This is a genomic window from Priestia sp. P1_B12_1, assembly GCF_056406695.1.
Window position 1 is genome coordinate 567,317 of record NZ_JBFTZR010000002.1, and the last position, 12,915, is coordinate 580,231.

At 39.5% G+C, this 12,915-nt stretch carries 13 protein-coding genes; 8 read left to right on the plus strand and 5 right to left on the minus strand.

Going from position 1 to position 12,915, the window contains the following annotated elements:
* The first annotated feature begins 7 nt into the window (after positions 1 to 7).
* The 3 genes from AC1D0Y_RS08330 to AC1D0Y_RS08340 all read left to right on the plus strand — a co-directional run bounded on the left by AC1D0Y_RS08330 (position 8) and on the right by AC1D0Y_RS08340 (position 2,444).
* Complete coding sequence (locus AC1D0Y_RS08330) at positions 8 to 1,330, plus strand: MATE family efflux transporter (protein WP_286128302.1); 1,323 nt, start codon at positions 8 to 10, stop codon at positions 1,328 to 1,330.
* Positions 1,331 to 1,440: 110 nt separating this feature from the next.
* Positions 1,441 to 2,085 (plus strand): cupin domain-containing protein, encoded by a 645-nt coding sequence (locus tag AC1D0Y_RS08335; protein WP_274155875.1) that lies wholly within the window; start codon positions 1,441 to 1,443, stop codon positions 2,083 to 2,085.
* Between the two features lie 131 nt (positions 2,086 to 2,216).
* Positions 2,217 to 2,444, plus strand: a complete 228-nt coding sequence (locus AC1D0Y_RS08340) for a hypothetical protein (RefSeq protein WP_477707484.1) — start codon at positions 2,217 to 2,219, stop codon at positions 2,442 to 2,444.
* On the opposite strand, the gene AC1D0Y_RS08345 is transcribed toward AC1D0Y_RS08340, so the two are convergent.
* Positions 2,407 to 3,270 carry an LCP family glycopolymer transferase gene (locus AC1D0Y_RS08345; protein ID WP_477707485.1) on the minus strand — a complete coding sequence of 288 codons (864 nt, stop codon included), beginning with the start codon at positions 3,268 to 3,270 and terminating at the stop codon, positions 2,407 to 2,409. The genes AC1D0Y_RS08340 and AC1D0Y_RS08345 overlap by 38 nt on opposite strands.
* A gap of 76 nt (positions 3,271 to 3,346) precedes the next feature.
* Positions 3,347 to 3,718 carry a PilZ domain-containing protein gene (locus AC1D0Y_RS08350; RefSeq protein ID WP_028407825.1) on the minus strand — a complete coding sequence of 124 codons (372 nt, stop codon included), beginning with the start codon at positions 3,716 to 3,718 and terminating at the stop codon, positions 3,347 to 3,349.
* A 498-nt stretch (positions 3,719 to 4,216) separates the two neighbouring features.
* Here AC1D0Y_RS08350 and corA point away from each other — a divergent pair, with 498 nt between their 5' ends.
* Entirely contained in the window at positions 4,217 to 5,188 is a 972-nt protein-coding gene (gene corA / locus AC1D0Y_RS08355; protein WP_013055874.1) for a magnesium/cobalt transporter CorA, read from the plus strand.
* 39 nt (positions 5,189 to 5,227) lie between these two features.
* Here corA and AC1D0Y_RS08360 read toward each other — a convergent pair whose 3' ends face one another.
* The gene (locus AC1D0Y_RS08360) at positions 5,228 to 8,419 is read right to left on the minus strand and encodes a S8 family peptidase (RefSeq protein ID WP_477707486.1); all 3,192 of its coding nucleotides are present in this window, start codon (positions 8,417 to 8,419) and stop codon (positions 5,228 to 5,230) included.
* Between the two features lie 454 nt (positions 8,420 to 8,873).
* On the opposite strand from AC1D0Y_RS08360, the gene AC1D0Y_RS08365 reads away from it, so the two are divergent.
* From AC1D0Y_RS08365 to AC1D0Y_RS08380, 4 genes are all read left to right on the plus strand, one after another.
* Positions 8,874 to 9,383, plus strand: a complete 510-nt coding sequence (locus tag AC1D0Y_RS08365; RefSeq protein ID WP_225049769.1) for an SUKH-4 family immunity protein — start codon at positions 8,874 to 8,876, stop codon at positions 9,381 to 9,383.
* Positions 9,384 to 9,525: 142 nt separating this feature from the next.
* The gene (locus AC1D0Y_RS08370) at positions 9,526 to 9,804 is read left to right on the plus strand and encodes a YesK family protein (RefSeq protein ID WP_377257950.1); all 279 of its coding nucleotides are present in this window, start codon (positions 9,526 to 9,528) and stop codon (positions 9,802 to 9,804) included.
* Between the two features lies 1 nt (position 9,805).
* Positions 9,806 to 10,264 (plus strand): N-acetyltransferase family protein, encoded by a 459-nt coding sequence (locus tag AC1D0Y_RS08375; RefSeq protein WP_477707487.1) that lies wholly within the window; start codon positions 9,806 to 9,808, stop codon positions 10,262 to 10,264.
* Positions 10,265 to 10,739: 475 nt separating this feature from the next.
* Positions 10,740 to 11,225, plus strand: a complete 486-nt coding sequence (locus AC1D0Y_RS08380; protein ID WP_477707488.1) for a hypothetical protein — start codon at positions 10,740 to 10,742, stop codon at positions 11,223 to 11,225.
* A 218-nt stretch (positions 11,226 to 11,443) separates the two neighbouring features.
* On the opposite strand, the gene AC1D0Y_RS08385 is transcribed toward AC1D0Y_RS08380, so the two are convergent.
* Positions 11,444 to 12,169 (minus strand): SIS domain-containing protein, encoded by a 726-nt coding sequence (locus tag AC1D0Y_RS08385; RefSeq protein WP_477707489.1) that lies wholly within the window; start codon positions 12,167 to 12,169, stop codon positions 11,444 to 11,446.
* A 15-nt stretch (positions 12,170 to 12,184) separates the two neighbouring features.
* Positions 12,185 to 12,910 (minus strand): GntR family transcriptional regulator, encoded by a 726-nt coding sequence (locus AC1D0Y_RS08390; RefSeq protein WP_028407832.1) that lies wholly within the window; start codon positions 12,908 to 12,910, stop codon positions 12,185 to 12,187.
* Positions 12,911 to 12,915: the final 5 nt, after the last annotated feature.

Here is a 12,915-nt window from a genome sequence, read left to right on the forward strand (position 1 = left end):
TAAGCTGATGCTTGTGTTTTTGATTCCGCTCATGTTAAGTAACGCCATGCAGTCAGTTGGGCAGCTGGCGGGAAGTATTATTGTCGGAAGAGCGCTTGGAGTTGATGCGTTAGCCGCTATTTCCGCTTTTTTTCCTCTGTTTTTTCTGCTCGTGTCGTTTTCGATTGGAATTGGTTCAGGAAGTTCCATTTTAATCGGGCAAGCGTACGGGGCACAAAACGAAAAACGAGTCAAAGAAATTATCGGTACCACGCTCACGTTTACCTTTTTAGTCGGAATTGTGCTTGCTGTTTTGGGAAGCATATTTGCTCCGGATATTCTTCGGATTATGGGAACACCGGCTAATATTATTGACGTAACGGTTCACTATGCGCGCATTTTGTTTGTGGCAATTCCTGTATTGTTTTTATACTTTGTTTATACGACGTTTATGCGCGGAACCGGAGACTCTAAAACGCCTTTTTACTTTTTAGTTGTGAGTACGGTCTTAAACATCATTTTCCTGCCGATTTTAATTTTTGGATGGATCGGAGTGCCAAAGCTTGGAGTGTACGGCGCTGCGTACGCAACGGTGTTTTCAACCGTATTAACGTTCATTATTATGATTATCTATTTACGCAAGAAAAATCATCCGTTAAAGTTTGACTCATCTATTTCATTAAAAATGGACGGAACGCTTTTAAAGCTGCTTATGCGTTTAGGGATTCCAGCTAGTATCAATATGATTTTAGTTTCTCTTTCTGAAATTGCGGTTATTACGTTTGTAAATGGATTTGGCTCAGACGCTACAGCAGCGTACGGAGCGGTGAACCAAGTGGCAAGCTATGTACAAATGCCGGCAATCAGCTTAGGAATTGCGGTTTCTATTTTTGCGGCGCAGTCGATTGGTGCCAATAAATTTGAGCGTTTAAAAGAAGTTATCCGCTCTGGAATTATGCTGAATTACGTTATTGGCAGCGTATTGATTTTACTTATTTATCTCTTTTCTAATCAAATTTTAGCTCTGTTCTTAACAAGTCAGCACACGCTCCATATTGCCGAAGAGCTGTTAGTGATAACACTTTGGAGCTATTTGATTTTCGGTCATGCTCAAATTATTACCGCTACGATGCGAGCAAGCGGTACGGTGCTTTGGCCTACGGTCTTTAGTATTATGGCTATTTGGTGTGTAGAAGTACCCGTAGCCTACGTGTTATCGCAGTTTACACCTCTTGCGATCAAAGGAATTTGGATTGGATATCCAGCGGCGTTTGTGGTCAGCTTAATCTTGCAGTACAGCTATTATCAATTTGTATGGAAGAAAAAGAAAATTGAACGTCTTGTCGGATAAAAAACGAGTGGAAACGCTCGTTTTTTATTTTTCCTAATTAAAACACCCTTAGCTAAGAGTTTTAATAGGATAGTGCATATAACTTTTTGATGAAAAGAGGGTATGACACTATGAGTAAATCTGGATTTGTGCCGGATAATTCAAATATCAAAAAAAGCTCAGGAACGCCTAATCTGTCAGTGAATTATAAGCAAAACGTCCTGTTCAAACGAAACGATCAAAATATAGCGTATCAACTAACCTCAACTCAGCTGCCTGCAATGCTCGGAGGAGCGTTTGTTGATTTATATATGACGAAAGGGCATATGAGAGAACCGCACTGGCATCCAAACGCGTGGGAATTAGATGTCGTTGTTTCAGGTGAAGTGCAGGTATCTATTTTAGACCCTGATACAAGCAGCATGCACAATTACCGAATAAAAGAAGGCGAAGTTGTGTTTATACCGATGGGCTGGTGGCATTGGATTGAGCCCTTATCGGAAGAAGCGCATCTTCATCTCTTTTTTAACAATGATCAATTTGAGTCTACAGAAGGATCCGACGTGCTGCGCTTAACGCCTCCGATCGTGTTTCAAAAAGCATACGGAGTAAGCGCGAGCGAAGTAGCAGAAGCCGTTGCTCCGATTACGGATACGGTTATCATTGGGCCGCCTAATGATCATTCTTTTTATCAAAAGAGCTATCTCAAAGATGAACGGGATGAACGAATTGTGGTTAAAATAAATGAAAAAGTAGTGCCTGCTGAAGACAAGTAGCAAAAAAAGAGGCTAGGATAAAAGTCTTTTAGGTGAAGTAAAAAACGAACCATGAATCAAAATGTTTAATTCACGGTTCGTTTTTCTGTTATGGTGAACGTAGATTTCATCTGTTTCATTCCTTCTAGCAGTTGATTGGAGGGCAAGGCGAAGACTCCTGCGGGAAAAGCGGAACAGATGAGACCCCGCAGGAGCGCAAGCGACGAGGAGGCTCAGCGGCCGCCCGCGGAAAGCGAAGTCTTGCACGGAAATCAACTGCGGTGTCACAAGCAGTTCAGCTTATTTATCTCCTTTGGTCGTCTTTAGATTGGTTTCATTTTGTTATGTCCCAGCCTCTTTTTCGTGAGGCGTTTTTATAAAAAACAGCTCGTTGCGTTCTAAATGCTTATACAGCCGCGTTGTGACTTGTTTTTGATTCCATTCGTTTTGCGGAAACTGCTGCTTGTCTACGTGAGAAACGGCCGGTTTATAGGTTTTTTGAATCCGTTTGATATCATTAAACGTTGCGTTGGTTTCAATGTGATCCGCGAGCGTAAATACAAGAGAATGCAGCTTTGCAACATTGGGAATCGTAGCTGCTTGACTAAAAATAGCTTTCGCTACGGACAGCTGTCTTTCATGGGCAGTAAAGATGTCTTGCTCATTACGCTCCTTTAAAAAAACAAGCGCTTCTTTTCCGTTAAGGCGAATCGATCCTTTTGGAAAAACAATGTTGCTCTGTTCAAAAGCACGTTTGTTTGTGACGATAATGCCGCCTAATTTATTTACAGCATCGACGACTGACTGCTGATCCATTTTGACATAATAATCAACAGGAAGCTTTGCATACGTTTCGACGTTCTTTACGACAGCATTCATATTTCCTCGGTGATAAATGGTTCGCAGTGTTTCATTGCCGAGCTGAGTTGATCCTGGCAAGTGGGTCATTTTTATTGATTCATGCTGTTTATTAACAGTCATATATACAAATGACGTATTTGGATGGTTCTCTTGAATTAAAAGCAGGGAAAACGGTTGCCCTTTTTTAAAATTGACGTGTGTTTTGTTACCAAGCTCAAGCGGTACATATGTTTGTTCAACGGCAGCTTTCACCGTATGATAGCCTGCAAATGTGATGCTGACAAAACTGACGAGTAAAAATAGTACGAGACCGCCAATCCACTCTTTTTTTGCTTTGCTGCTCATCGTCTCACCTTTTTCTATCGAAGTCGTTCGTAGTATTGCCATCTTAAAAGGGAAGTAAAACAAATGAGCGCTATTTTTATTGCTTATCTTGCTTTTTCTTGGCATAGGTTTTGAGCTCTGTGATTAAAATCGCTTGTTCTTCCACATCGTTAAACGCTTCGATGCCATAAAGGTATTCGGTGTGCCGTTTTTCTTTCCACACGCAAAGTCCGGTAATATGGATGGGTTTTTCATTTAAATAAAAGCTGATTTTTAGCTGAATTTGATGGTTGAAAATAGGTAAATCAAGCGGCGTGATTATTTTGATTCCTTTTGGTGAAAGGTCGATAACGGACAAAGGACCTGGCTTAGAATCGATTTCTTTGTTGTCGTATTTAGCAATGGAAAACGTTCCAACAATGGGGGTCTCAAATAAAAAGCGAAACGGTTCTTCACGTTTAAAATGCATGTATCATCAGTCCTTTTCGTAATCTAAGTTTGTTAAGTAAGTATTCGATGAAAGTCCAAAAATTCCTACACGTTTTTCCCCATCACACATATAATGTTTATCGGTGTAGAAAATCTCACATGACCAAAGACCGGCCATGATAGATATTCTAGACCTTTGTGGGAAGATTCAAGCGATCTTAGTTATCGATTGCCGATTTTAACTGCTTTTATAGTATCGGAAGTTTTGTTTGAAACTTTAAAAGGTGAGGGAAAGGTTTTGAAAAAAAGCGCTACGCTAGAGTTAGATTGTATGTTAAAATTAAACTTTGTGAAGTAGCTGTATTACAAGTCAGCGTTCCTTCAACTAATTAGGAGGTGAGATGAATGGGCACTGATGACCCCATTTCGATGAAGGTTACTGCAAAACAAGATAGGGGCAACAAAGGTGTATATGTTCCTCTCATTTCAACGAAGGAAAATACTCCTTAATGCCTCAATGATGTGAGGTGAAAAATCAATGATTAAAACATACTTATATGATGATGAAACAAAAGAAATGGTAACGAATCTTGATTTAGGAGACGTGCATGAGAAATTGCGCAATCCTGATAATTTGCTGTGGATTGATTTGTATGATGTCCACGGACAAGAGCTTGCTCAAATTGCTAAATTATTCGATTTTCACCCATTGGCGATTGAAGACTGCTTACACGACAGTCCTCGCGCTAAAATGGATGATTACGAAGACTATAAATTTTTCGTTTTTCACGCGCTTCGCTATAACGAAGAAAGTGATGACGAGATTACGACGCTTGAGTTAAATGCCTTTGTCGGATCCAATTACGTAGTGACGATTCATAAACATAAAATGGGCTGGCTTCGCAAAATGGATGCTGTTTGCTCACGCTATCCAAAGTTTATGAACCGCGGCGCCGACTTTTTACTGTATGCTTTGATTGATGGCATCACAGACGAATACTTTCCGATTTTAGACCGAATTGACATGCGTATTGATGAATTAGAAGATGAAATCTACAACAAAGAAGTGCGCGGAGTGACGGAAGAGTTCTTGGCGTTAAAAAGAACGATTATTTTAATCCGGCGCGTTATTCTGCCTCAGCGCCGAATTTTCTTAACGGTGAATGGAAAGTGGAAATTCGACATACGAGAAGAAAATGTTCCTTTCTATATTGACTTGCTTGACCACTTAGAGCGTATTGTAGACTCTGCTGAAACATTTAGAGACCTTGTAAACAGTGCACTTGATACGTATTATTCTATTACCAATGCAACTTCATCTGAAAAGCTGAACGTCTTAACGCTGATTTCAACCATTATGCTTCCGCTGACGTTCGTAACCGGATTTTTTGGGATGAACGTACCGATTCCATATCAAAATTCCCACTGGGCTACTGCTGTTATTATTGTTATGTTAATTGTGTTAACGTGGGGAATGTGGAAATACTTTAAAAACAAACAGCTTTTATAACAAAAAGGCACTTGGCCATAAGCCAAGCGCCTTTTTTCTTTATTTTGTCACCGTTTTTGTTGTTGCTTTACTCGTATTATTCGCTTTGTCTTTTGCCGTTACGCTTAAGACTGTTTTTTCTTTTTGCTTTTTAATTTTTACTGAGTATTGTCCTTTGCTGTTAGCAGCAGCAGAGCCAATGCTTTTTTTGTTTACTGTTACCGTTACGGTAGCATTTGCTTCTGTTTTACCTGTTACAGCCGTGCTTTTTGTTGTGACAGCATTGACGCTTGGTGCAGCAGGGGGTGTTTTATCGCTCACTTTTACAGTCGTAGCTTTACTTGTGTTGTTAGCTGCGTCTGCTGCTGTTACGCTAATTGCTGTACCTGCTTTTTGTTTTTTAATGGCAATGCTGTACTGGCCTTTTGCGTTGGCTTTTGCTTTGCCGATTTCTTTATTGTTTACTTTCGCTACAACAGATGCATTTGCTTCAGCTGTTCCTTTAATAGCTGTATCCGCGTCGCTGACCGGATTTACTTTAGGTGCACTTGGAGCAATAACGTCACGCACCGTTACTTTTACTTCTTCACTTTCTTGTTTTTGGCTGTTTGTAGCCGTAATGTACAAGACTGTGTTTTCTTTTTGTTTTGGAATTTTTACTTTGAACGCGCCTTTTGCGTCAGCTTTTCCTGAAGCAATCACTTTCTTAGCGCTGTTTTTAACATTTACCGTAAAATTCGCTTTAGACGTTCCTGTTACGTACTCATCTTTATTCGTTACGGCTTTTACCGCTGGTTTGGCAGGTGCTTTTTGAACAACTGCACGAATGCTCGTACTTGCTTTTCCATTTGTGACAACTACTTGTAAAACGGTATCAGCTTTTTGAGCTGGAATGTTCAAAGAGAACGTATTTTTTGTATCAGCTTTCACTGTGCCAAGTGTTTTTGAGCCGTTCAATACTTTAACAGTTGAACCGCTTTGAGCTTTACCTGTAACAATTTTTTGCGTGCTGACAAATGTATTTACCTGCGCTTGCAGCTGCTGTGCACTTACCGCGCTGTACGCATTTAAACGTCCCCATCCTGATACGTAATCGTAGCCTGGAGCAGGGGGTTCTGCTGGACTTTCTTCATCATCGTATACAGGAGCATCTTTTTCATCAAATTTAATATCTTTCGCTGTATCCGTTAGGCGTTTTTCAACGTCTTTTGGCTTTAAGCCTGGGTTTTGTGATAGCAATAATCCCGCAACGGCTGCCACGTGAGGCGTTGCCATTGATGTTCCGCTTAAATAAGTGACGTTTCCGTCTGGAACAAGACTTGGAATATCAGAGCCAGGAGCTGTAATATCTAATCCTTTTCCGTAATTTGAGTAGTCAGATACGATATCTAAACGGTTTGATGCGCCTACTGAAATCGCATAGGCAGATGAAGCAGGGTAAGAGAGTTCTTCCATACCGTCGTTTCCACTTGCAGCTACAACCGTTACGTTATGATCGTATGCGTATTTTAACGAATATTCAAGCACGCGGCTGTAAGATCCGCCAAGGCTTAAGTTAATGACTTTTGCACCGTGATCAACCGCGTATTTAATACCGTACGCAATTTGTTCTGTATCTCCGCTTCCAGATGCGTCTAAAATTTTAACCGGTAAAATTTTTGCATGAGAATTAATGCCGGCCATTGAATAGTTATTGTTTGCAGAGGCTGCGATAATACCTGCTACGTGAGTTCCGTGTCCGTTGTCGTCTGTTGCATTCGACGAACGATCCACGTAGTTATAGCCTGTTTTTGTATCCACTACGCCTTTTAAATCAGCTAGTGATGAATCGACACCCGTATCCGCAACGGCAATAACCGTATCTTTTAATTTTTGACCGTTTAGTAATTTTTCAAGTGATTCGTATTGAATATCGGCATGCTGCGTACCGTCATTTTTACCCGTATTGTTTAATGACCATTGATACGGATATTGTGAATCCATTGAAAGAGCGTGGTACTCTTGAACCGGCTCGATAAATTCAGTTTCAGGAAGTGCCTGAATTTGTTTTGCCGTCATTTTACCTTGAGCAGATGACGTGCTGAAGCTTTTTGCATTGCTGTCATCTAATTGAATAACAAACATATTATCAAAAGAAGCAGCTGATTGTTTTAATGGATTAATAGATTCAATGCTTGCTGATTTTGACTGTGCTTTTGTTTTGAATGATTTAGCATTTGCACCATCTTTTAATTTAACAATATAGCGAGTTTCAGCTTTTGTTGAAACGCTGTTTGCGCTGACTAACTTAGCTCTTACTAATACAGACGATACGTTTAAGTCCGTTACGTCTTTTAATTTTGTCTGTGCTGCTACTTTTTCTAAGTCTTTCTTTAAAGCAGCCGGAACGGATTTATAAGCGATGCTGTATAAATCATTGATTGCTTTTTGATCAGCACTTGTAATCATGTACGTGCTTGATGCGCCGTTTTTCGCCACATCTGTAAATAGACCTTTTAGCTGAACTAAATCTTTGTATACTTGTTCGCGCATTGATTTGTCGATAATTATTTTAGAGCTGATAAACGGAGCGGCTTTGTAATAAAGAGAAGAAAGGTCTTTTCCGCTTGCTGTTTTTGAAAGCACAGCGTCGCGAATCGTACGCAAATCTTTTAAAATACCTTTTCCATTTTCTTTTTGGCTTGTACTTAATTCAGCCGGGCATTCTTCTGCCTCCATTTGAGAAGGGGGAAGTGAAGCGCCTTCATAGCTGATTGTGTAAGGAACTTCTGTTTTTAATTCCGGTTGAGGTTCAGAAGGTGTTTTTCCATCTTCTTCTGTATCGTCTTCGATGATGATATCTTCATCTCCATAATACTCAACTTTCACATAATAAGGGCCAGTCCAGGCGATTGGAAAATCAAGCTGAGCAGGCTCGTCTTTGTAGGAGTATCCCATATAACGGTCAAATGCCACGTTGTTTTTGGCATTTTCAAGACTAGAGTAAACCGTGATGTTTACTTCATCATCACTTTGAAGCTTAATTCGGTAGTGTGAAAACTTTGCTACCTCTTGCTTAGAAGGATTAATTTTGTACCAATGTGTTTGTTCTGGTTCTGTAAATGTTCCTTTTGCTGCTTTATCAATGTTTAATGTTTTTTCATTAGCAGGTGGATTGCCTGCCGCTTGTGTTTTCAGTAAGCCTAATTGGCTAAAACACAAGGTGAACATTAAAGCAAAAGCAATAAAACGATAAATTGACCCTTTTTTCATGTTAAACCTCCAAAAAAATATAGTAAAAAACAGGAATTACATACCTATTAAACCATAAAGTTTAAAAATTTGTAAATAATTACTGTTGCTTATTTTATTATTTTGTCAAGTTATTAATCTCGCATAAGAAATGGTGAGATAAGTCCTAGTTGCAAAAAGTAGAAAAAATTGGAATAATAAAGATTGAGCCTGTTTATAAGAGGCGAGAGTACGCTGAAAAGGGAAGAAGGGAATGAGAATTATTTTTCAAAGCAGAATTCACTGGAGAAAATCTGATCGGTTTCTTTTTACCTGTGTTTATAAAGAGGAAATCGGGCTATATAAATAAAGATTGGAAAAATTTTCAGTCTAATTAAGTTCATTTGTAGCATATAATACGAGCTGGATTTCTTTTATAATAAACAAAAGCAAAGAAAGAGCAAATGGTGAAAAGGAGTGAAAGAAGTTGTCAAATGTGATGCAACGACAGGAAAAACGAATGAAGTTTGATGCCGAACAGCTTGCACCCCTTGATATTGATGAAGAGACAAAGAAGTTGCTAACAGAAAAAGGATTGCCCAAAGAAGCTTCACCATTTCTAGAGTTCGTTTCATCCAAAGGAAAGCTAACAACATTATGCGAAACATTTGAGTTATCATCTCGCTACCAGCACTATTGGTTTTTAGGAACAACAGGCGCTGGAGATCCAATTTGTCTTCATCAAAAAAACGGTTCGGTTGTGCTGCTCGATACGTCCAACGATGACTGCGAGCGTTTCGTGAATACAACTTTTCCGCAGTTTTTAGCATGCTTAGATGTATTTGAAGAGCTAGTAGAAGAAACGATTCAAGCTAACGGAGAATCTGCATACTTAGAGAGACACATTCCTGCTGAGGTGCTGCAGCGATGTAAAAAACGTATGAATGAAATTGATGAAGCTTGCTTAGCCCCTTATTCTTTTTGGTTCAAAGAACTTTCTTTTTAATATAGTAGAAAAATAGACATGGCCGTTTTGGTCATGTCTATTTAGTTGTGGCTGCAGGGCTATTAATATAGATAGAATAAATAAAAATGATAGTATATAATGGATATAAATTCCTTTTTTAAAAGTAAGGAGGAGGGTGTAAATGATTTCTTTATTTGGATTAATGGGTGCTTTCTTTGTTCTGCTTTTTGGTGCGTCGTATTTCTTCTATAGAAAGAACTCACCCGTGCAGTACGGAATTTCACTTAGCAGCATGCTAATAAGCATATTTCTATTTCTATATAGCATATTTGGAGTTGGCGGCTTTGAAGGAATGGGTCTTGGTGCTTTAGCGGCTGCTTTGTTCTTGGCATCGGTTCTGAGCTTGTTCGTCAGTGTTCTTTTTAATATCATAAATAGATACGGGAAAGGTGCTGTGTGAAATGGGAGAAATAACCTTTAGAGAAGCGGTGCGGGAAGATTTAGATCAAATTGTTGAAATGCTTGCTGATGATATGCTTGGAAGCAAACGAGAGCGCTACGAATCACCGCTTCCCGCCTGTTATGTTCAAGCATTTCAGGCAATTGATGCGGATCCAAACAATGAACTGATTGTCGCATGTAAAGATAGTGAAGTAATAGGTGTTCAACAACTAACCTTTACGCCTCACATTGCACGACAAGGCGGGTGGAGAGCAACGATTGAAGGAGTTCGAACCGCTTCGTCACAGCGCGGTAAAGGGGTTGGATATCAGCTCATTACATGGGCGATTGAACGAGCGAAAGAACGTAATTGTCAGTTGATACAATTAACAACCGACAAGCAACGGTCAGATGCTTTGCGTTTTTATCAAAAGCTCGGATTTACTGCTTCTCATGAAGGATTAAAGCTCCATTTGTAATTCGCTGTTAATGGTTGTATCCCTGTGATAAGAATTTTTTGATTAAAATGAATTTTTTAGTTTAGTTCAATTGAAACGTGGTATACAGATAGTACAGAGCTGATAGAAATTTTTCTAAGGCTACTGTGAAAGGTAAATACTTAGCTTCATGAAGGGACTGGTTTAGTTTTGGAATACTTAACAGCAACTTCAGCAAACGTATTACCTCACATGAAAAGCAGATATTCTGATCTGACAATTGGCACTCTCGTTATGAACCGATATACGTAGCGAAAGGGCCTCACAAGGGCAAATGAACATGAAATAATTAGCATGATATGAAGGGAAGAACCTGCATCAGTTTTGATGCAGGTTCTTTTTTGTGAGATGCACAATAAAACTTATATAAAGCTTCGGCAGGGATTTACATGTAAAATTTATAGGTATGGTAAACTATTCGAAATTGTATCGGCACGAAAAAGGAAGGAGGAGTTCTATGGATACATGCGAGCTCTTTTATTATATTTATCAAAAGAGTGTCACAGCGGAAAAACATTATTTACCATGGGCACTTTCTATGCTGGAGCATGAACAGGATTCTTTATCTCTTTCTATTTTAGCTTCTCTCCAACCACCTTATAATCTCTTTGAAATAGAAGATTATTTTCAGCGTACTTTAAAAGAGCTTTTCTTATTGAAACCGAGTGAACAGGAATGTACAGATTACCTGATTTATACGCGGCTTCAAACGATTGTGCAGCATGAAGAGAGAGCGCTAACAGAAGCCAATCACTTATACAACATGTTCATTGAACTCGACTGTCCGACGAAGTTAGTAGGTTGGCTTGAAATTAGTGATATGATAGATGACTATCAGTACGGAGACAATTATTTTAACATTACGGATGAAATCATACATACGACAATTATGAAAGAAGCTAAAAGCCAGCTAGAACATTACCGTAAAAAAATCTTCAAATGAATGCCCTACGAAATTTCTTATAACTTATTTGACACCTAAGGTATAAAAGAGTATACTTATGTTAAACATAGTAATTATGTCGGATAAGTAGGTTATGGTGCTGTGAACAAGACTTCTACTGATAAAGAGGAGATCTAGTCCAAATCGTACAGTCCGACTTTGATGAGATGCTTTCAAGCATCTTTTTTTTGTGTGCAAAAAAACAGCCACAGGGGCTGTTATAGGGCAGTAATTCTTCCTTTGTAAGCATCAATCAATCGCTGGTTATGTTCATCTGAACCTTCCATGTTTCCGCTTAAAAAGATAGGAGGGGTGATGCCGCGACTGAGCAGTTTTTGAATGGTTCTAGATAAGATATCGTTTAAGATAGCGCCTCCAATTACTGTCGAGCCAGAAGCGAAAGAAATGTCTTGCTGATGAAGAAGAACGTCTCCTTTTGGAATGTGATTATTAATAACAAGATCCACGACATCATGAAGGTATTTTCCGCTTTTATGTCGCGAAGCCCGGCTTGTGGCATAAGAAGGAGAGGTAAGCCCGATCACAAAGGCGCCTTTTTCTTTTGCAATTAAAGCCACATCAATCGGAACGGGATTTACGCCCGACGTAGAAATGACGATCATGATATCACCTGGTACGATATCTTCTTTTTCCATAAAGGTATTTGCATAGTCGTTTTTACGCTCTAGCTGTGAAGAGCGCGAAGCTCCTTTATGAAGCATCAGTTCTTCTACAAAAATAGGATGAATCGGTGCAAGCCCTCCGGAACGGTAAAACACTTCTTCCGTTAAAATATGAGAATGACCGCACCCAAATAAATGAATGAGGTGATGAGAAGCTAGTTGCTGTGAGATTTTCTCGGCTGCGGATTCCATTGCCTGCTGTTCATGCGCCTCCACTTTAGCAAGCAGTTTTGTTAGTTCCTGTAGATATAAACTAGACATAAAAAAACTCCTTAGTTAAGATCGTGTCATGTTAATCGTAAACTTATAGCGGTCTGCTCGGTACGAAGACTTCACCACTTCAAGCGGCGTACCGTCTTGCAAATACGTATTTCGTTGAATCAGTAGAACCGGTGAATATGAGCTGATTCCAAGATGCTTCACTTCGGTTTCAGAAGCTAAAATGGATTCTAGCGTTTGATTGGCTTCGCCAATTTTCAGCCCGAGCTCTTCTTCAATATAGCGATAGAGAGAGTCGTTAACAATGGATTCTGTTAAGCCTTTGACTAAGTTAGCGGATACATACACGCTTTCAAGCGCCATTGGCACGTCGTCAGCTAAACGAATACGCTTGATTTCATAAACAGGTGCATGAAGAGAAATGTGCAGCTGATCGGCAATTTTTTCTGAAGCCGCAATAATTTCAAAGCTCAGCAGCTTGCTGCTTGGTACCATTCCGCGCGCTTTCATATCTTCTGTAAAACTCGTTAATCCAACGAGCTGCTGCTCCAGTTTTTTTTCAGATACGAAGGTGCCGCGACCTTTTTGACGGTATAAATAACCATCGTTTACTAAATTGTTAATCGCTTGGCGAACGGTCATTCTGCTGATTTCAAATCGTTCTGCAAACTCTCGTTCAGAAGGAAGCGAATCATTTGGTTTTAACTCTCCGTTTTCAATTTGTTTTTTCAACTGTTCTTCAATTTGATAATAAATCGGAAGAGGTGAGCTTTTATCAATCACTTAAG

Coding starts and splice junctions, on each gene's coding strand:
- AC1D0Y_RS08330 (WP_286128302.1), top strand. CDS start 8: ATGCTTGTGTTTTTGATTCCGCTCATGTTAAGTAACGCCATGCAGTCA.
- AC1D0Y_RS08335 (WP_274155875.1), top strand. CDS start 1,441: ATGAGTAAATCTGGATTTGTGCCGGATAATTCAAATATCAAAAAAAGC.
- AC1D0Y_RS08345 (WP_477707485.1), bottom strand. CDS start 3,270: ATGAGCAGCAAAGCAAAAAAAGAGTGGATTGGCGGTCTCGTACTATTT.
- AC1D0Y_RS08350 (WP_028407825.1), bottom strand. CDS start 3,718: ATGCATTTTAAACGTGAAGAACCGTTTCGCTTTTTATTTGAGACCCCC.
- corA (WP_013055874.1), top strand. CDS start 4,217: ATGATTAAAACATACTTATATGATGATGAAACAAAAGAAATGGTAACG.
- AC1D0Y_RS08360 (WP_477707486.1), bottom strand. CDS start 8,419: ATGAAAAAAGGGTCAATTTATCGTTTTATTGCTTTTGCTTTAATGTTC.
- AC1D0Y_RS08370 (WP_377257950.1), top strand. CDS start 9,526: ATGATTTCTTTATTTGGATTAATGGGTGCTTTCTTTGTTCTGCTTTTT.
- AC1D0Y_RS08375 (WP_477707487.1), top strand. CDS start 9,806: ATGGGAGAAATAACCTTTAGAGAAGCGGTGCGGGAAGATTTAGATCAA.
- AC1D0Y_RS08380 (WP_477707488.1), top strand. CDS start 10,740: ATGGATACATGCGAGCTCTTTTATTATATTTATCAAAAGAGTGTCACA.
- AC1D0Y_RS08385 (WP_477707489.1), bottom strand. CDS start 12,169: ATGTCTAGTTTATATCTACAGGAACTAACAAAACTGCTTGCTAAAGTG.